At 68.1% G+C, this 18,458-nt stretch carries 19 protein-coding genes; 10 read left to right on the top strand and 9 right to left on the bottom strand.

Annotated features, from left to right (window positions below; all coding sequences use genetic code 11):
* Position 1 precedes the first annotated feature (1 nt).
* From mrdA to JHW48_RS02805, 5 genes are all read right to left on the bottom strand, one after another.
* Positions 2-1,948, bottom strand: coding sequence for a penicillin-binding protein 2 (gene mrdA / locus JHW48_RS02825; RefSeq protein WP_119886752.1), 1,947 nt, complete (start codon positions 1,946-1,948; stop codon positions 2-4).
* Between the two features lie 24 nt (positions 1,949-1,972).
* Complete coding sequence (locus JHW48_RS02820; protein WP_119886753.1) at positions 1,973-2,494, bottom strand: rod shape-determining protein MreD; 522 nt, start codon at positions 2,492-2,494, stop codon at positions 1,973-1,975.
* Complete coding sequence (gene mreC / locus JHW48_RS02815; protein ID WP_119886754.1) at positions 2,491-3,420, bottom strand: rod shape-determining protein MreC; 930 nt, start codon at positions 3,418-3,420, stop codon at positions 2,491-2,493. The genes JHW48_RS02820 and mreC overlap by 4 nt, the downstream gene beginning before the upstream one ends.
* A gap of 22 nt (positions 3,421-3,442) precedes the next feature.
* Positions 3,443-4,477, bottom strand: a complete 1,035-nt coding sequence (locus tag JHW48_RS02810) for a rod shape-determining protein (protein WP_119886755.1) — start codon at positions 4,475-4,477, stop codon at positions 3,443-3,445.
* A 172-nt stretch (positions 4,478-4,649) separates the two neighbouring features.
* Complete coding sequence (locus tag JHW48_RS02805; protein WP_119886756.1) at positions 4,650-6,206, bottom strand: 2-isopropylmalate synthase; 1,557 nt, start codon at positions 6,204-6,206, stop codon at positions 4,650-4,652.
* Between the two features lie 385 nt (positions 6,207-6,591).
* Here JHW48_RS02805 and JHW48_RS02800 point away from each other — a divergent pair, with 385 nt between their 5' ends.
* The 3 genes from JHW48_RS02800 to fucP all read left to right on the top strand — a co-directional run bounded on the left by JHW48_RS02800 (position 6,592) and on the right by fucP (position 9,966).
* On the top strand, positions 6,592-7,026 hold the full coding sequence (locus JHW48_RS02800; protein WP_119886757.1) for a universal stress protein: 435 nt from the start codon (positions 6,592-6,594) through the stop codon (positions 7,024-7,026).
* Positions 7,027-7,091: 65 nt separating this feature from the next.
* Positions 7,092-8,597, top strand: a complete 1,506-nt coding sequence (locus JHW48_RS02795) for an alanine/glycine:cation symporter family protein (protein ID WP_119886759.1) — start codon at positions 7,092-7,094, stop codon at positions 8,595-8,597.
* Positions 8,598-8,694: 97 nt separating this feature from the next.
* Entirely contained in the window at positions 8,695-9,966 is a 1,272-nt protein-coding gene (fucP, locus tag JHW48_RS02790) for an L-fucose:H+ symporter permease (protein WP_272835733.1), read from the top strand.
* On the opposite strand, the gene JHW48_RS02785 is transcribed toward fucP, so the two are convergent.
* Complete coding sequence (locus JHW48_RS02785; RefSeq protein ID WP_119887965.1) at positions 9,963-10,670, bottom strand: CDP-alcohol phosphatidyltransferase family protein; 708 nt, start codon at positions 10,668-10,670, stop codon at positions 9,963-9,965. The two genes, fucP and JHW48_RS02785, sit on opposite strands and share 4 nt — an antisense overlap.
* Positions 10,671-10,718: 48 nt before the next feature.
* Positions 10,719-11,447: an SseB family protein gene (locus JHW48_RS02780; protein ID WP_272835732.1), complete on the bottom strand. Its 729-nt coding sequence runs from the start codon at positions 11,445-11,447 to the stop codon at positions 10,719-10,721.
* Between the two features lie 105 nt (positions 11,448-11,552).
* Between JHW48_RS02780 and JHW48_RS02775 the strand changes: the two genes are divergently transcribed.
* A complete protein-coding gene (locus JHW48_RS02775) occupies positions 11,553-12,563 on the top strand; it encodes a serine hydrolase domain-containing protein (RefSeq protein ID WP_119887070.1) in 1,011 nt (336 codons plus the stop codon).
* Between the two features lie 12 nt (positions 12,564-12,575).
* Here the strand turns inward: JHW48_RS02775 and JHW48_RS02770 are convergent, their stop codons facing one another.
* Positions 12,576-13,025, bottom strand: a complete 450-nt coding sequence (locus JHW48_RS02770) for an outer membrane protein assembly factor BamE (RefSeq protein WP_119887055.1) — start codon at positions 13,023-13,025, stop codon at positions 12,576-12,578.
* A gap of 101 nt (positions 13,026-13,126) precedes the next feature.
* On the opposite strand from JHW48_RS02770, the gene JHW48_RS02765 reads away from it, so the two are divergent.
* The 4 genes from JHW48_RS02765 to JHW48_RS02750 all read left to right on the top strand — a co-directional run bounded on the left by JHW48_RS02765 (position 13,127) and on the right by JHW48_RS02750 (position 16,207).
* A complete protein-coding gene (locus JHW48_RS02765; RefSeq protein WP_119887056.1) occupies positions 13,127-13,654 on the top strand; it encodes a YceD family protein in 528 nt (175 codons plus the stop codon).
* A gap of 258 nt (positions 13,655-13,912) precedes the next feature.
* A complete protein-coding gene (gene rpmF / locus JHW48_RS02760; protein ID WP_042251337.1) occupies positions 13,913-14,119 on the top strand; it encodes a 50S ribosomal protein L32 in 207 nt (68 codons plus the stop codon).
* 22 nt (positions 14,120-14,141) lie between these two features.
* Positions 14,142-15,236, top strand: a complete 1,095-nt coding sequence (gene plsX, locus JHW48_RS02755; protein WP_119887057.1) for a phosphate acyltransferase PlsX — start codon at positions 14,142-14,144, stop codon at positions 15,234-15,236.
* A complete protein-coding gene (locus JHW48_RS02750; protein WP_119887058.1) occupies positions 15,233-16,207 on the top strand; it encodes a beta-ketoacyl-ACP synthase III in 975 nt (324 codons plus the stop codon). Before plsX ends, JHW48_RS02750 begins: the two co-directional genes overlap by 4 nt.
* A gap of 1 nt (position 16,208) precedes the next feature.
* Here the strand turns inward: JHW48_RS02750 and JHW48_RS02745 are convergent, their stop codons facing one another.
* Entirely contained in the window at positions 16,209-16,487 is a 279-nt protein-coding gene (locus JHW48_RS02745) for a DksA/TraR family C4-type zinc finger protein (protein ID WP_119887059.1), read from the bottom strand.
* A 151-nt stretch (positions 16,488-16,638) separates the two neighbouring features.
* Here JHW48_RS02745 and JHW48_RS02740 point away from each other — a divergent pair, with 151 nt between their 5' ends.
* Both JHW48_RS02740 and JHW48_RS02735 read left to right on the top strand, forming a co-directional pair.
* A complete protein-coding gene (locus JHW48_RS02740) occupies positions 16,639-17,142 on the top strand; it encodes a TRAP transporter small permease subunit (protein ID WP_240637914.1) in 504 nt (167 codons plus the stop codon).
* A complete protein-coding gene (locus JHW48_RS02735; RefSeq protein WP_205961955.1) occupies positions 17,132-18,454 on the top strand; it encodes a TRAP transporter large permease in 1,323 nt (440 codons plus the stop codon). Before JHW48_RS02740 ends, JHW48_RS02735 begins: the two co-directional genes overlap by 11 nt.
* Positions 18,455-18,458: the final 4 nt, after the last annotated feature.

The following is an 18,458-nucleotide window of genomic DNA, read 5'->3' as shown; positions in this document are numbered from 1 at the left end:
CTCAGGCCCGGCTGCGGCCCGGGCGCGGGGCCTCGGGCTGATACAGCTGCATGGCCTCGTGACGCGCCTCCATCGCGGCGCGCTGGTCCGATGGCACGGCATCCAGCGGCGGCAGCCCCCCGTTCAGCGCGAACAGCAGGATGTCGCGGGCCAGCGGCGCGGCGGCGGTCGACCCGCCCCCGCCATGTTCCACCACCAGCGAGATCGCGTATTTCGGCGCCTCATAGGGGGCATAGGCCACGAACAGCGCATGGTCGCGCCGGTTCCACGGCAGCTGGTCGTTCGAGATGACCCCCCGCGCGCGTTCGGCGGCGGTGATGTTGCGGACCTGGCTGGTGCCGGTCTTGCCCGCGACGCGCCAATCCTCGCGGATGATGCGCGAGGACCGGGCGGTGCCGCGCGCGGCGTTCATCACCGCATCCATCCCCAAGCGCGCGACGCGCAGCGCGGCGTCGCTGATGTCCAGGGGCGGGTATTCCGGGATCGGCTGGCGCACCCCGTCGATGGACCGGACCAGCTGGGGCCGGACCTCGCGCCCGGATGCGATGCGCGCGGTCATCACCGCCAGCTGCAGGGGCGATGCCAGCACGAAGCCCTGCCCGATCGAGGCGTTCAGGCTGTCGCCGATCTGCCAGGCCTGGCCGTGGCGGTTCATCTTCCATTCGCGGTCGGGCGCGATGCCTTCGGCCACCGCGGACATGGGCAGGTCGTGCCGCACGCCCAGGCCCAGCTTGCGCGCCATGATGGCGATGCGGTCGATGCCCACCCGCTGCGCCAGTTCGTAATAATAGACGTCGCAGCTTTCCTCGAGGCTCTTGATCGCGTCGACCGATCCGTGGCCGCCGCGGCGCCAGCAGTGAATGCGCCGGCCGCCCAGCTCGGTATAGCCGGGGCAGAAATAGCGGGTGCCCGCATTGATGACCCCGGCCTCCAGCCCGGCCATCAGGGTGACCATCTTGAAGGTCGATCCGGGCGGATAGACCCCCTGCACCGTCTTGTCGGCCAAGGGCCGGTGGTCGTGATCCATCAGCGCCCGGTAATCCCGGCTGCTGATCCCGCGCACGAACAGGTTCGGATCGAAGCTGGGCGAGGAGCAGATCGAATGAAGCTCGCCCGTATGGCAATCCATGACGACGGCGGCGGCGCTTTCCTCGCCCAGCCTCTGGGCCGCATAGTTCTGCAGGGCCGCATCCACGGTCAGCTGGACGGTGGCGCCCTGCTCGCCCTCCTGCCGGGACAGCTGGCGCATCTCGCGGCCCTGGCTGTTCACCTCGACCCGGCGGGCGCCAGCCTTGCCGCGCAGCGCCTCCTCCAGCCGGCCCTCGACGCCGATCTTGCCCAGCTGGAAATCGGGCAGGCGCAGGACCGGGTCTGGATCCTCGATCCGCGACAGGTCGTAATCGCTGACCGGGCCGACATAGCCCATGACATGGGCGAAATCGCCCCGGCGCGGGTAATGCCGCGACAGGGCCGATTCCGGCGTCACCCCGGGCAGCGAGGGCGCGTTGACGGCGATGGCGCTGAACTGTTCCCAGCTGAGCCGGTCGGCCAGCACGATCGGCGTGATGGCCGAGCGGCGCGAGAACTCCTCCATCAGCTCCTCGATGCGGGCCTCGGACAGGGGGATCAGCTGGGACAGGCGGCGCAGCACCGGCTCGACCGCGCCGCCCGCCTCCTCGCGGGTCAGGGTGACGCGGTAATTCTGTTCGTTGCTGGCGATGACGATGCCGCTGCGGTCCAGGATCAGCCCGCGGGATGGCGGCAGCAGGCGGATCTTGATCGAATTGCCGTCGGCCAGCATGCGGTACTGTTCGGCATGGTCCAGCTGCATCGACCGCATCTTCAGCGCCAGCGTCGTCACGGTGGCCAGCTGCACGCCCACCAGCATCAGCCCGCGCCGGGTGATCTGGCGGCTGCTGTCCATGATCTCGCGTTGGGTCTTCTTCATGACCTGTCCCCTGTCCCCGGACCTCTAGACGGCGTCGCGGCGCGGCGGGCGACGCAGGCCGATCAGCCAGCGCGCCCCGAAGACCACCGCGGGATAGGCCGCCACCGTCGCCAGATATTGCAGGATCACCTGCCCCAAGGCCGCCACCGGCAGCAGGAACAGCACCTGCACGAAGCGATAGGCCAGCATCATCACGCCGATCAGGATCCCCACGCGCAGCCATTCAACCATGAAAGGCTGGTCGCGCCAACGGGGCTCGCGCAGACGTGCGGCCTCGGACCCCAGCAGCACGATGGCGGTCCACAGGCCCAAGGGGCGCATCAGCAGCAGATCCTCGACCAGCAGGGCCAGCACGATGACCGGCGCGGCCAGCTGATCGGGGCGGCGCAGGACCCAGGCCAGGATCAGCGGCACGGCCAGATCCGGGCCCGGCCAGCCCGTCACGCCGCGCGACAGGGGCAGCAGGCGGATGAACAGCAGCAGCCAGACGCAGCCCAGAAACAGCAGCGTGCCGGTCACGAAGGCGCGCGAGGGCAGACCGATCATGGCGCGGCATCCGCGTCCTGGGCCTCGCTCAGCTGCGCGGGGTCCGCGGGCAGCTGGGGGCCGAAGGCGCCCTCGGGGCCGCTGCGGATGACGGCGGCGCCGTCGACCACGGCCTCGGCCGGGTGGCTGCGCAGCACGCGCAGGAAATCCAGGCGTTCGTAATCGGCGGCCATGCGCAGGCGCATGCGCCCGTCGCTGCCTTGGGCCACCTGCCCCACCAGCAGGCCCGGCGGGAACACCCCGCCGTCGCCCGAGGTGATGACCCGGTCGCCCGGCCGCACATTGTCGCCCGATTCCACGAATTCCAGCAGCGGCAGGGCCGTGTTGTCCCCGGTCAGCAGCGCGCGTTCGCCCGTGGGCTGGACCGTCACCGGCAGGCGCGAGGACGGATCGGTCAGCAGCACCACCCGGCTGGTCCGGTTCCCCACCCCGGAGATCCGCCCGACCAGCCCCAGCCCGTCCATCGTGGCCCAGCCCTCGACGATGCCGTCGCGGCGGCCGACATTCAGCAGGACCGACTGGCGAAAGGCCGAACCGCTGTCGACCATCACCACGCCGGTCACGCTGGTTAGCGCCGGATCGATGCGGACATTGTTCTGGGCCAGCAGCTTGGAGTTCTCCTGCTCCAGCTGGACGGCGGCCTCCTTCCAGGCGGACATGCGCTGCAATTCGCGGCGCAGCTCCTGGTTCTGTTCATAGATGCGGGCATAGCTCTGAAAGCCCGCGACCATCTGGGTCACGCGGGTCACCGGCACCAGCGCCCATTCGAAGCGCGGCACGATGCGGTCGATCATGGCGGTGCGCATCATCTCGGCCCGCGGGCTGTCGATGCGCCAGAACAGGAACAGCGCCAGCAGCAGCAGCGCCAGCACGGCGATCAGAACGCGCCGCACCGGGGTTGCGAAATCGGGGCCCTTGCGCGCCATTCTGGCGCCCTCCGCGTCAGGATCAGCTGTCGTAGTCGATGACGTGGCGCAGCTGCTTCTCGAATTCCAGCGCCTTGCCGGTGCCCAGGGCGACGCAGCTCATCGGCTGGTCGGCCAGGCTGATCGACAGGCCCGTCTGTTCGCGCAGCGCCAGGTCCAGCTCGCCCAGCATGGCGCCGCCGCCGGTCAGCATCACGCCGCGATCGACGATGTCGGCGGCCAGGTCCGGGGGGGTGGCCTCCAGCGCGACCATCACGGCCTCGCAGATGGACTGGACCGGCTCGGCCAAGGCTTCGGCGACCATGGCCTGGCTGATCTCGATCTCCTTGGGGATGCCGTTCAAGAGGTCACGGCCGCGCACCATCAGGGTCGCGCCGCGCCCGTCATCGGGCATCCGCGCGGTGCCGATGCTGGTCTTGATGCGTTCGGCGGTGGATTCCCCGATCAGCATGTTCTGGTTGCGGCGCAGATAGTTGATGATCGCCTCGTCCATGCGGTCGCCGCCGATGCGGACGGACCGGGCATAGACCACATCGCCCAAGGACAGGACCGCGACCTCGGTCGTGCCGCCGCCGATATCGACGACCATGCTGCCGGTGGGCTCGGTGATGGGCATGCCCGCGCCGATTGCCGCGGCGATGGGTTCGGCGATCAGGCCGGCCTTGCGGGCGCCGGCGGACAGGACCGACTGGCGGATGGCGCGTTTTTCGACGGGCGTCGCGCCATGGGGCACGCAGACGATGATCTTGGGCTTGGAGAAGGTCGTGCGCTTGAAGGCCTTCTTGATGAAATGCTTGATCATCTGTTCGGCGCTGTCGAAATCGGCGATGACGCCTTCGCGCATCGGGCGGATGGCCTCGATGGAGCCGGGGGTGCGGCCCAGCATCAGCTTGGCGTCCTCGCCCACGGCCAGGACCTGCCGCTTGCCGTCCTTGACGTGATAGGCCACAACCGAAGGCTCGTTCAGGATGATGCCCTTGCCCTTGACATAGACCAGCGTGTTCGCCGTCCCGAGGTCGATTGCGATGTCGGTCGAAAACAAACCGCCGAATGCCATGCCCGTATCCTTTCGCGCCGGTTTTTCCGGCCTGCCCTGTTCTGATGTCGTGATGGGGCGTGAAGCCCTGAATCGCCTGTCCCGGCGAGGCCCCGTATAAGGCCCCCCGCCCCACCGCGAAAGCCCCGATGCGCGCGGGACGCCGCGAAAGCGACTTCCCGCGCGTCACGGATCAGTGCGAATACATGCTGATCTGCTTGTCGTCGCGCCCGGCCTGCGCGCGGCGCATGATCAGGTGGTTCAGCGCGCCGACATAGGCCTTGACCGAGGCCAGGATCGTGTCGGTATCGGCGGCCTGCCCGTTCACGATGCGGCCGTCCTCCTCCATCCGGACGCTGACGGTGGCCTGGGCGTCGGTGCCCTCGGTCACGGCATGGACCTGATACAGCTTCAGCCGCGCCTGATGCGGAAAGATCTGCTTGACCGCGTTGAAGCAGGCATCGACCGGCCCGTCGCCGGTGGCCTCGACCCGATGTTCCTGGCCGTCCACGATCATGGTCAGTTCGGCCGACTGCCCGTCGCTGCCGCAGATCACGCGCAGATGTTTCACCTGCAGGTGATCGTCGCCGGTATTGGCGGCGCTGTCCTGCATGAGGGCGACGATATCCTCGTCATAGACCTCCTTCTTGCGGTCGGCCAAGGCCTTGAAGCGCACGAAGACGTCCTTCAGCTGGTTGTCCCCCAGCTCATATCCCAGATCGGCCAGCTTGGCGCGCAGCGCCGCGCGGCCCGAATGCTTGCCCATGGCGATGTTGGTCTCGTTCAGGCCGATATCGGCGGGGCGCATGATCTCGAAGGTCTCGACATTCTTCAGCACGCCGTCCTGATGGATGCCGGATTCGTGCAGAAAGGCGTTCTTGCCCACGATCGCCTTGTTGAACTGGACCGGAAAGCCCGAGACTGCCGCCACCCGGCGCGAGATGCCGATGATCTTCGTCGTGTCGATGCCCGTGTCGAAGGGCATGATGTCATGGCGCACGCGCATGGCCATCACCACCTCCTCCAGCGCGGTATTGCCGGCGCGTTCGCCCAACCCGTTGATCGTGCATTCGATCTGGCGCGCGCCCGCCTCGACCGCGGCCAGGGCATTGGCGGTCGCCATGCCCAGATCGTTATGGCAATGGGTGGCAAAGATGATCTGGTCCGCGCCCGGAACACGCTCCAGCAGCATGCGGATCAGGTCGGCGCTTTCGCGCGGCGCGGTGTATCCCACCGTGTCGGGGATGTTGATCGTGGTGGCGCCGGCCTTGATGGCGATCTCGACCACCCGGCACAGATAGTCATGTTCGGTCCGCGTCGCGTCCATGGGCGACCATTGCACATTGTCGCACAGGTTGCGCGCATGGGTCACCGTCTGGTGGATGCGTTCCGCCATCTGGTCCTGATCCAGGTTCGGGATGGCCCGGTGCAGCGGCGAGGTGCCGATGAAGGTGTGGATGCGCGGGTTCTTCGCGTGCTTGACCGCCTCCCAGCAGCGGTCGATATCGGGGATCTGGGCGCGGGCCAGGCCGCAGATCTGGGCGTTCTTCGCCTGACGCGCGATCTCGCTGACGGCGGCGAAATCGCCCTCGGAGGCGATGGGAAAGCCCGCCTCGATCACGTCCACGCCCATCTCGTCCAGCATCTGGGCGATCTCCAGCTTTTCGGCATGGGACATGGTGGCGCCGGGCGATTGTTCGCCGTCGCGCAGCGTGGTGTCAAAGATCACGACGCGGTTGTTGTCGGTCATTGGTTCGTCTTTCTTACGGGATGCGGTGGGGGTTCGGCCCGGGCGCTGACCTGGCTGAGCGGCGGCCCGGAAGACCCGCTCAGCGCAGCGTAAGAAGCAGCAGACCGCGGAGGTTCACGGCCAGGCACGCGCCGCGGGGCGCGGTCGGGGCGGCAGGAATATGATGCATCCGGGTCATGGGGTGGACTATGCCGCCCTTGATCCGACTTGAAAAGCCCCGATTGTCACGCAGCGTCACGAAGCCCCGGCGCGAGATCCCTGCGCGAATTCCCGGCAGGGCGAATGTATCGTCACATTTCCGCTGGTTCCCGTCCCGATCCCTGCCTATCCTTTCCGCACTCAATCAAGAAACGACAACCAACCAACACACAGAGGGAGGGCACGAATGCCACGCAAGATCGTCGTCGGCTTCGACGGCAGCGATGCCTCGATGCGGGCCTTGGACCTGGCCATCGCCAATGCGCGGGGCCAAGGCGATCACCTGCTGATCGCGCATGTCCTGGAATGGTCGCCCTACAGCTTCCTGACCCCGAGCGAGGTCGAGGAACGCCACCGCCGCCGGACCGAGGAACTGCAGCGCGCCGAGGCCGCCATCCTGACCCCCGTGGTCGCCCGGGTCGAGAAGGCCGGCATCGCCGTCTCGACCACGCTGCGCTACGGCCATATCGCCGAAACCCTGTGCCGCATCGCGCGGGACGAAAAGGCCGAGATGATCTTCATCGGCCGGATGGGCGATTCGGGCTTTGCCTCGCGCATCTTCGGATCGGTCGCGGCCACGCTGGCGCAGGTCGCGCCGGTGCCCGTGACCATCGTGCCGTGACCGGAAGGGACAGGACAATGACAATCAGACAGGCAACCCTGCGCGCCCTGCCCCTGGCGGCGCTGATGACGCTGCTGGCCACGCTGCCGGCGCGCGCCCAGGGGCTGGACACCGCGATCGACGGGTTCTTCGCCGCCACGACCGGCTGGTTCGTGTCGATCATCTTCTCGAACTTTCCGGGCACGAGCTTTCCGTGGATCGTCGCCTGGCTGGTGGTGGGGGCCACGGTCTTCACCATCTATTTCGGATTCATCCAGTTCCGCGCCTTCTTTCATTCCATCGCGCTGGTGCGGGGCGATTATTCCGACCCCAACGACGCGGGCGAGGTCAGCCATTTCCAGGCCCTGACCACCGCCCTGTCGGGCACGGTGGGCCTGGGCAACATCGCGGGCGTCGCGGTGGCCATCAGCATCGGCGGGCCGGGCGCGACCTTCTGGATGATCCTGGCGGGCCTGCTGGGCATGGCGTCCAAGTTCACCGAATGCACGCTCGGCGTCAAATACCGCAACGAATATGCGGATGGCACCGTCTCGGGCGGGCCGATGTATTACATGGTCAAGGGCTTCAAGGAACGCGGCCTGCCGGGCGGCAAGCTGCTGGCGGTGCTGTTCGCGATCTTCTGCATCCTGGGCAGCTTCGGCGGCGGCAACATGTTCCAGGCCAACCAGGCCCATGCCCAGATCACCAATGTCGTGGGCGCCTATCCGGGCTGGATCACCGGCGTGATCATGGCGGTCATCGTCTTCCTGGTCATCGTGGGCGGGCTGAAATCCATCGCCAGCGTGACCGAGAAGGTCGTGCCCTTCATGGCCGCGATCTATGTCGGCACGGCGCTGATCATCATCGTCATGAACTACACCATGATCGGCACGGCCTTCACCCAGATCTTCGTCGGCGCCTTCACCAATGACGGCGTGGTCGGCGGCATGATCGGTGCGCTGATCCAGGGCTTCCGCCGGGCCGCCTTCTCGAACGAGGCGGGGGTGGGGTCCGCCGCCATCGCCCACAGCGCGGTCCGCACCAAGGAGCCCACAACCGAAGGCTTCGTGTCCCTGCTGGAGCCCTTCATCGACACGGTCGTGATCTGCACCATGACCGCGCTGGTCATCATCATCACCGGCCAGCTGATCAGCGACCCGACCACCGGCCTCTTCGTGCTGAACGAGGCGGGCACCCATATCCAGACCGTGACCGGCAATACCGGCGTGGCGCTGACCTCGGATGCGTTCAGCAGCGCCTTCGGCTGGTTCGGCTATGTCCTGGTCCTGGCGGTCGTGCTCTTCGCCTTCTCGACCATGATCTCGTGGAGCTATTACGGGCTGAAGGCCTGGACCTTCCTCTTTGGCGAGGGCCAGACGAAGGAGCTGATCTTCAAGATCCTGTTCTGCGTCTTCGTGGTGATCGGGGCGGCATCGGGCTTTGATTCGGTCATCGACTTCTCGGATGCGGCGATCTTCGCGATGGCGGTGGTCAACATCATCGCGCTCTATCTGCTGATGCCGATCGTCAAGACCGAGATGAACGGCTATCTGGCGCGCCTGAAATCGGGCCAGATCCGCAAATACGACTGACGAACCCGGCGGGGGCGGCCGACGCCCCCGCCATTCCCGGTTTCCGCCCGCGCGCGCCTGTGCCAGAAGCCCGCACGACCCGCAGAAGAGGAAACCCATGACCAAGCCCCCCTTCGTCCATCCCGGCATGAGCCTGCCCTTCGCGCTGCTGGTGACCTGCTTTGCGGCCTGGGGGATCGCCGCGAACATGACCGACCCGCTGGTGCAGGTCTTCTCGCGCATCTTTTCGATGTCCACGCTGCAGGCCTCGCTGGTGCAATCGGCCTATTACGGGGCCTATTTCCTGCTGGCCCTGCCGGCGGCCTTCATCAACCGGCGCTGGTCCTACCGGACCGGGATGCTGACGGGGCTGGGCTGCGCGATCCTGGGGGCGTTCCTCTTCTATCCGGCGGCGCAGGCGATGACCTTCGGGTTCTTCCTGCTGGCGCTGTTCCTGCTGGCGGGGGGTCTGTCGATCCTGGAGACCTCGGCCAACCCCTTCGTCATGGCGATGGGGCCCGAGGCGAACGGTACGCGGCGGCTGAACCTGGCCCAGGCCTTCAACCCGGTGGGCACGAATATCGGGGTCTTTCTGGCCGCGACGCTGATCCTGCCGCAGCTGAACGTGGCCGGGGCCGCGGACCGCGCCGCAATGGCCCCCGACGCCCTGCGCGCCGTCCAGGCGGCCGAGCTGCAGGCGGTCATGACCCCCTATGTGGGCTTTGCCTTCGTGCTGGTTGCGATCTGGGTCGCGATCGCGCTGATCCCCATGCCCACCCGCGCCGAGCGCCAGGCCGAGACCGCGCCCATGGACTTCCGCGCCACGCTGCGCCGTCTGGCGGGCAACCGGCATTACGTCTTCGGCGTGACGGCGCAATTCTTCAACGTGGCCGCCCAGACCTGCGTCTGGACCTTCACCATCCCCTATGTCCTGGCCGCCTTGGGCGGGACCGAGGCGCAGGCGGGCTGGTATCTGCAGGCCAGCCTGATCCTGTTTCTGGTGGCGCGTTTCGCGATGGTGGGGGCGATGGTGGTGATCCGCCCGGCGCTGTTGCTGGCGGCGATGGCGGTCGCGGGGGCGGGGCTGGCGCTGTTCGCGGCGGGGGTGCCGGGGCTGGCCGGGGTCTGGGCGGTGGTCGCGCTGTCGGCCTGCCTGTCGCTGATGTTTCCCACCATCTACGGCATCGCGCTGCACGGCCTGGGCCAGGACACCAAGTTCGGCGCGGCGGGGCTGGTCATGGCGATCCTGGGGGGCGCGGTCATGCCGCTGGTCCAGGGCGCGGTGCTGGACGCCCATGGCGCGGCGCTGTCCTATGTCGTCCCGGCGCTGTGCTTTCTGGTGGTGGCGGGCTTCGGGATCTTCGATCTGCGCGCCGCCGCCCGCCGCTAGAGCGGCCGCCGCCGCTTGGGGCGCGGCAGCATCTGCTGCGCCGCCCCCGCGAAAAGCAGCCAGACCGAGGTCGCGACCAGGCCCCAGATCGCCCAGCTTTCGGGATGGAAATCGACCCAGGCCGCCCAGCCCGCGAACAGCACCCAAGCCAGCGCCACCGGCAGCGACACCGCCCGCCAGCGCTCGGTCCGGACCGGGTGGATGAACTTGATGTTGGTGAACTGCGCCGCGCTCAGCGCGATGACGATCAGCAGGATGACGGTCCAATGCGGCTCGACCGCGAACAGGACCAGGATCACCATGTTCCAGCAGCCCGGAAAGCCCGCAAAGGAATTGTCGCGCGTCTTCATGCGGGTATCGGCGAAATAGACGACGCTGGTAAAGACGATGACGATGATCGCGACCCAGCCCGTCCAGCCCGACAGCAGCCCCGACTGGAACAGCGCGAAGGCCGGGATGAAGACATAGGTCAGATAGTCGATGATCAGGTCCATCAGCACGCCGTCATAGGCGGGCCAGTTCTTCTTGACCTCGTAGCGGCGCGCCAAGGGGCCGTCGATGCCGTCCACAACGAAGGCTACCACCAGCCACAGGAACATCAGCGCCCATTCCCCCTCGACCGCGGCCAGCATGGCCAGCATGGACAGGACCGCACCCGATGCGGTCAGAAGATGGACGGCCAAGGCCTTGTGACGCAGGTTCATGGGGAATGTGTCGCAGTTTGACAAAGGCGGCGCAACCGCGCAGGGACCTCAGCGCAGGATGGGGGGGCCTTTGGGGGCGGGTGCGGGGTCGTCCTGCGGCAGCGACAGGTCGAAGAACAGGGCGCCGGGGGGCGGCGGGGTCTCGGCAAAGCTGATATCCACGCCGCCGCGCTGCGGGGGCAGGAAGGCCAGCGCCTCGGCCAAGGCCTTGGCGATGGCGGGCTGGCGATCGGCGGGGGCGCCCGCGATCAGCAGCAGATGCCCCTGATCCGGGCCGGTCCCCACCAGCGCCGCCCCCGCGATCAGCCCGCGCATGTCGGCCAGCCGTTCGGCCAGCGGATCGGACAGCGCCGTGACCACCTCCGGGCGGGGGGCGGACAGGCGCAGGCGGGCCTGCGCCTCCTCCGGGGTGGCGGCCAGGGCGCCGGTCAGCCAATCCAGCATCGCTGCATCCAGCAGCATCTGCGAGGGATGGCCCGGATTGACCAGCAGCCCCGCCCCTTCGCTGCGCAGCATCGCGGCCAGGACCCGGCCCGGCATCGCGGCATAGGGCGTGGGCTGGCCGAAGAACCCGGCCAGCCGATCCTCGGCGTCGCAGGCCAGCGCCGTGGGGGCACCCTCGATCTCGAAGATGCGCAGGGCCACGCGGTCGCCCTGCGGGTCGTCGCGCAGCGCGACCGACAGCTCCGTATCGGCCAGGCGCGACATCATGCGGGCACGCTGCGGGGCGTCGGCCTCGTGAAAGGGGATGGGGGCAAGATCGTCCAGGGCGCTCATGGCGGGGCCTTTCGCGGCGGGGTCGGTTCGCCCTGCCCTAATTGCCACACCGCGCGCACGCAAGCGTGATTGCCCCTGCGCGGCGCGACGCGGCATATTGTCTGCATGAAAAGACGCAGCCTCATCCTGACCGCCGCCGCCCTGCCCCTGCTGGCAGCACCGGCCCTGGCCCGCACCGGCCTGACCCCCCTGTTGAGCCAGGCCCGCGGCATGGAGCCCCTGCGCGCCATCGCCATCTGGCGCGATGACGGCGCCGAGGGGTCCGAGATCGCGGCCCAAGGCTATCATGGCTTTGGCCCCGACAGCCCGACGAACATCAAGTCGGCATCGAAATCGGTCATCTCGGCCTTGGCCGGCATCGCCATCGCGCGCGGCCTGCTGCAGGGCGCCGACCAGCCCATCGCGCCGCTGCTGCGATCCGACCTGCCGCCCGATCCCGATCCGCGGATGAACCGCATCACGCTTGGGCATCTGCTGTCCATGCAGGCGGGGCTGGAGCGTCAGTCGGGCAGCAATTACGGCCGGTGGGTCAGCAGCCGCAACTGGGTGCGCGCCGCCCTGGCCGCGCCCTTCACCCAGGATCCGGGCACGCGGATGCAGTATTCGACCGCATCGACCCATCTGGTCGCGGCGATCCTGACGCGGGTGACGGGGCGGCCCTTGATGCAGGTGGCGCGCGACTGGCTGGGTCCGATCCCGGGTTTCCGCATCACCGGATGGGACCGCGATCCGCAGGGCATCTATCTGGGCGGCAACCAGATGGCGATGAGCACCCGGTCCCTGCTGGCCTTCGGGGCGACCTATGCCCGGGACGGGCGCGCGGGCGGGCGGCAGGTCGTGCCGCAGGGCTGGATCCGCGACAGCTGGCAGCCGCGCACGGCCAGCATCTTCAGCGGCCAGGGATACGGCTATGGCTGGTTCATCGGCCAGCTGGGCGGGCGCCAGGTGCGCTATGGCTGGGGCTATGGCGGGCAGATGATCTATGTCTTTCCCGCCACCGGGCGCCAGCGCGCGACCGCCATCGCGATGACATCGGATCCCGACCTGCCATCGGGCCGGACCGGGCATCGCGACCAGCTGCACCGGCTGGCGGGCGAGCTGATCCGCGCGGTCTGAACCGCGCGGGCCCTATTCGATGAAGTCGCCGGCCTGGAAGTTGCCCAGGTTGCCCAGGATCTGGCGGACCAGGCTGATCTCGGTCACGCTGCCATCGGTGATGCGGCGCGACAGGGTGACCACCCGCCCGCGTTCCAGCCCGAAGCGTTCGACATTGCTGACCACCCCGTTCGGCGCGAAGGAGATCGCCACGACCTGGCGATCGATCTCGCGCGGGGCGGCGGCGCCAAGGCGGCTCCAGCGCGATCCGACGTAATACCAGCCCGACCCCGTCAGAAGCCCCTGCGCCGAGGGGCGGCCGATCAGGCCCGGCAGGTCGTCGACCGTCGTCTGGCCCGGCACCACCTGCGCCAGTTCCAGGTTCGACGGCACATAGCCGTGATTGCGTTCGATGGGCGAACAGGCGGCAAGCCCGAGGACGGCCAGAAACGCCAGTGTCATCAGGCTTCTGATGGCGGACATGGGCGGGTTCCCTCCTGCGGGCGGTTGACGCGGCCCGCCCTGCCTAGCAAACTCGGCCACCCTGCTCAAGTTGATCATCCGCCAGGCGCCGAGGCCCCCTCATGACATCCCCACCCGCCCATCCGCAGCGACTGCGCGTCGCCCATCTGAACCCCAACGCGCCGACGCCCTTTCACCTGCGCCCCGACGCCCCCCTGCGCGAGGCGCTGGCGGCCGAGCTGGGACTGACCGGCCTGCCCAAGCTGGATTTCCGGGGCGAGATCCGCGCCCAGGGCAGCGACGGCTGGCTGCTGACGGCCACGCTGACCGCCCGCGTCACCCAGCCTTGCGTGGTGACGCTGAAACCCGTGCGCAGCGATCTGTCGGAACCGGTGCGCATCCAGTTCTCGCCCCATCTGTCCCAGCCCGAGGGCGAGGAGGTCGAGATGCCGGACGAGACGCTGGAGCCCTTGGGCAACTTCATCGACCTGGACGCGATCATGGTCGAGGCGCTGTCGCTGGCCCTGCCCGAATATCCGCGCGCCGAGGGTGCCGCCCTGCCCGACGCCCCCGCGCCCGATGAGGCCCCGGCCGACACGCGCCGCCCCTTCGCCGATCTGGGCCGGCTGATGGGCCGCAAGGAAGACTGAGCCGCGCCGCCGGGGGGCGATTCCCCCGTCGTTGCAGCCGGGCCACAGGGGGCGGGGAAATCCGCGCCCGCGGGGCCGAAAGGGGGCGCATCCGGGCCCGATCCGGGGCAATCACGGGGGGAACGCGGCGGAATTGCGGTCGCCCTCGGGCCTTCGGGGCTTGCGGGACCGGTCGTCATGGCGTATTGGCGCGGTTCATTTACGAATTCAAATCTGCGGTGCCCGCCCCGGCGGCACCCCGACAACCGAGGTGGTGACATGGCTGTCCCTCAGAATCGCGTAACCCGGTCCAAGCGCAACATGCGCCGTGCGCATGATGCGCTGGTCGCGGGCAACCCGAACGAATGCTCGAACTGCGGCGAGCTGAAGCGCCCGCATCACGTCTGCCCGTCCTGCGGCCATTACGCGGATCGCGAAGTGATCGCGAAAGCGAACGAGATCGACCTGGACGACGACGCGGCCTGACCGCGGATCGCGGCGCCTGCTGATGACTGTCGAACACGCGACCAATCCGGCGCCGCGCGACCCCGATACCGGGGTCGGCGTGGTCATTTCGATCGACGCGATGGGCGGCGATCGCGGCCCTGCGGTCGTGGTTGCCGGCATGGCCGAGAGCGCCGAGAAGAACCCGGAGATCCGGTTCATCGTCCATGGCGACGAATCCGTGCTGTCCGGCCTGATCGCGCGGCGCAGGTCGCTGGCGGGCCGGTGCGACATCCGCCATGCGGCGGGCACGGTGACCATGGACGACAAGCCCAGCCAGGTGCTGCGCAAGGGCGAAGGCACCTCGATGTGGTCGGCGCTGGAATCCGTCAAGCAGGGCGAGGCGCAGGTCGCGGTCTCCTGCGGGAATACCGGCGCGCTGATGGCGCTGTCGATGATGCGGCTGCGCAAGCTGCCGGGCGTGAACCGGCCGGCCATCGCCTGCCTGTGGCCGTCGCGCAATCCCCAGGGGTTCAACATCATGCTGGACGTGGGCGCCGATATCCGCGCCGACGCGCATGACCTGCTGCAATATGCGCTGATGGGGGCATCCTATGCCCGCAACGGTCTAGGGCTGGAACGGCCGCGCGTCGGGCTGCTGAATGTCGGCACCGAGGAACACAAGGGCCGCGCCGAACTGAAGCAGGCCCATGAGATGATCGAGAAGGCCGCCAATGGCAGCTTCGACTATATCGGCTTTGTCGAGGGGGGCGATCTGCCCTCGGCGCGCGTCGATGTGATCGTGACGGACGGCTTTACCGGGAATGTCGCCTTGAAGACCGGCGAAGGCACGGCCAAGCTGGTCGGCGATTTCCTCAAGGACGCCTTCTCGAATTCCATCATGTCGAAATTTGCGGCCATCCTGGCCATGACCTCGTTGAAGCGCCTGCAAAAGCGCATCGATCCGCGCCGCGTGAACGGCGGCATCTTCCTGGGCCTGAACGGCACCGTGGTGAAATCCCACGGCTCGGCCGATGCGACCGGGGTATCGGCGGCGATCAAGCTGGCCTTCACCCTGGCGCAGTCGGGGTTCCAGGACCGGCTGGCCGCCCGCGTGGCCCAAGGCACCGCCGCCGCCACCGCCGAGGGCGGCGCATGACCCGTCGCGCCGTCATCCGGGGCACCGGACATTACCTGCCCGAACGCGTGGTCGAGAACAGCTGGTTCGAGGGCCGTCTGGACACGACCGACGAATGGATCCGCTCGCGCAGCGGGATCGAGCGTCGGCATTTCGCCGCCGAAGGCCAGATGACCAGCGATCTGGGCATCCGCGCCGCCCGCGCCGCGCTGGACCGCGCCGGGCTGACCCCCGCCGATATCGACGGGATCATCCTGGCGACCTCCACCCCCGATTTCACCTTTCCGGCCGTGGCCACGACGGTCCAGGCGGGCCTGGGCATCAAGCGCGGCTTCGCCTTCGACGTGCAGGCGGTCTGCGCGGGCTTCGTCTTTGCCTTGGCCAATGCCGATGCGATGATCCGCGCGGGCCAGGCCGACCGCATCCTGGTCATCGGGGCCGAGACCTTCTCGCGCATCATGGACTGGACCGACCGGTCCACCTGCGTGCTGTTCGGCGACGGCGCCGGCGCCGTGGTGCTGGAGGCGCAGGACGGCGCCGGCACCAGCGACGATCGCGGCATCCTGTCCAGCGACCTCAACAGCGACGGCAGCTATCGCGAACTGCTCTATGTGGACGGGGGCGTGTCCTCGACCGGCACGGCGGGGCAGCTGCGCATGCAGGGCAACCTGGTCTTCCGCCATGCGGTCGAAAAGCTGGCCCGCACCGCCCATACCGCGCTGGACCGGGCGGGGCTGACCCCCGATCAGGTCGATTGGCTGGTCCCGCATCAGGCCAACATGCGCATCATCACCGCCACCGCGCAGAAGATGGGCCTGCCCTTGGACAAGGTCGTGCTGACCGTGGCCGATCACGGCAACACATCCGCCGCGTCCATCCCGCTGGCCCTGTCGGTCGCGGATGGTCAGGGGCGGTTCACCCCCGGTCAGGTCGTCGTGACCGAGGCGATCGGCGGTGGCCTCAGCTGGGGCGCGGTCGTCCTGCGCTGGTAGGTCACTTCAGCAGCGCGTCCTTGCTGGCCCGGCGGTTCATGCCGCCCATGGGCCTGCGGGCGCGGTCCACCCCCGACTGACAGGCCAGGCACAGCTTGACGCCCGGCTGCGCCGCGCGGCGCGCCTCGGGGATCGGCTCGTCGCATTCCGCGCAGGTCAGCGCGCTGTCCCCCGCCCCCGCCCGCCGTGCCGCCGCGGCGCGCGCCCGCGCCACCGCCTCGGCCGTCGAGACCTCAATCTGGTCGTTCACCGCGTCGTCGCGCGCCCATCCGCCCGCCATGTCATGCCCTTTCTGTCGCCTTCCCGACATATGGGAAGGCTGTGTCAATGTTGCAAATCCAGTGGCTTGACAGAGGTTCCCCCCTGCTGAACACTGCCCCCCGATGCAGGTGCAGCATAAGCGCCCGCTGCTCTGGGGAGGGCTTCATATCTTGCCGATCGTCCGTCTGATCGACGGCATCAATGAGATCGTCGGCCGCATCCTGTCGGTCGTCGCGCTGATTTTTGCCGGTATCATCATCTATGACGTGTTCATGCGCTATGTCTTCGGGCAGCCGACGCGATGGGCCTTCGACGTCACCAAGCAGCTCTATGGGTTCTACTTCATCATGCTGGGCGGCTATGCGCTGCGCCATCAGGCGCATGTGCGGGTGGACCTGCTGACGGCGCGGCTGCGGCCCGCCATTCGGCGATGGGTGGACCTGGCGGGCTATGTGATCTTCTTCTTTCCCTTCGCCTGGATATTCGCCAACCGCAGCTGGACCTTCGCCATGACCTCCTGGCGGCAGGGCGAGGTGACCTATGGCGCCGTGGCCCTGCCCGTCTATCCGCTGAAGATGGCGATGTTCGTCGCCGCCTGCCTACTGCTGATCCAAGGGGTCTCCGAGGCGCTGAAGCTGGTCCTGAACCGCGAGGAGCCGCGCCATGTCGGGTGAAATGATCGCCCTGGTGATGTCGGGCCTGCTGCTGCTAGGCCTGTTCATGGGGCATCCGCTGGCCTTCGTGCTGGGCGGCACGGCGGTTCTGGGCGCCTTCATCGCCGACCGGCCCCAGGTCTTGGGCATCGTCATCAACCGCATCTTCGGCGACGTGCTGGACAATTACGTCCTGATCGCGATCCCGCTCTTCGTGCTGATGGCGCGGTTCCTGTCCGACAGCGGCGTGACCGACCGCATGTTCGAGGCGCTGCGCCACCTGATGAGCCGCGTCTCGGGCGGGCTGGGGCTGGCGGTGGTGTTCATCTCGATCCTGCTGGCGGCGACGACGGGGATCATCGGCGCGTCGATCACCGTGATGGGGATGATGGCGCTGCGCCCGATGCTGCAATACGGATATGACAAGCGGCTGGCCACGGGGCTGATCGGGGCCTCGGGGTGCCTGGGCATCCTGATCCCGCCCTCGATCATGCTGATCCTGATGGCCTCCTATGCGCCCGGCCTGTCGGTGGGACAGCTTTTCGCCGGGGCGATGATACCCGGCCTGCTGCTGGGGGTGATGTATGCGATCTATGTCGTCATCATCGCCTGGCTGAAGCCCGAATGGGCCCCGCGCATCGCGGAATCCGAACAGATCAGCCGCGGCGCCATGTGGAAGATGCTGATCGTCGAGGCCGTCCCGCCGCTGATCCTGATCCTGGGAATTCTGGGCTCGCTGCTGGCGGGCATCGCCACCGCGACCGAGGCCAGCGCGATCGGCGCGGCCCTGGCCCTGCTGATCGTGATCGCGCGCGGCCGGTTCCAGTGGCGGACCTTCTATTCCGCCCTGCTGGAGACGGGCCGCACCTCTGCCATGATCCTCTTCATCGTGGTGGGCGCCACGGCCTTCACCGGGGTCTTCAACATCACCGGGGGCCTGCGCGCCAGCCAGGACCTGATCCGCGGGCTGGCCGACGATCCCTATACGCTGATCGCGGTGATGCTGCTGGTGGTGTTCATCCTGGGGATGTTCCTGGACTGGACCGGGATCGTGCTGCTGTCCTTCCCGATCTTCCTGCCCTTGGTGAACGAGATGGGCGTGGACCCGCTGTGGTTCGTGATCCTGATGGCCGTGGTGCTGCAGACCAGCTTTCTGTCGCCGCCCTTCGGATACGCGCTCTTCTACATGCGGGCGATATCGCCGCCGCATGTGACCACGACCGACATCATCATCGGCGTGCTGCCCTTCATCGTCATGGTGCTGATGATGTGCGCGGCGATGATCCTGTTCCCGGCCTTGGTGACCTGGCTTCCCCTGGCACTCTACGGCTGACAAT

The sequence above is a fragment of the Paracoccus aestuarii genome, assembly GCF_028553885.1.
In the GTDB taxonomy this organism is placed as follows: Bacteria; Pseudomonadota; Alphaproteobacteria; order Rhodobacterales; family Rhodobacteraceae; genus Paracoccus; species Paracoccus aestuarii.
This window is presented reverse-complemented; position numbering and strand designations above follow the sequence as displayed.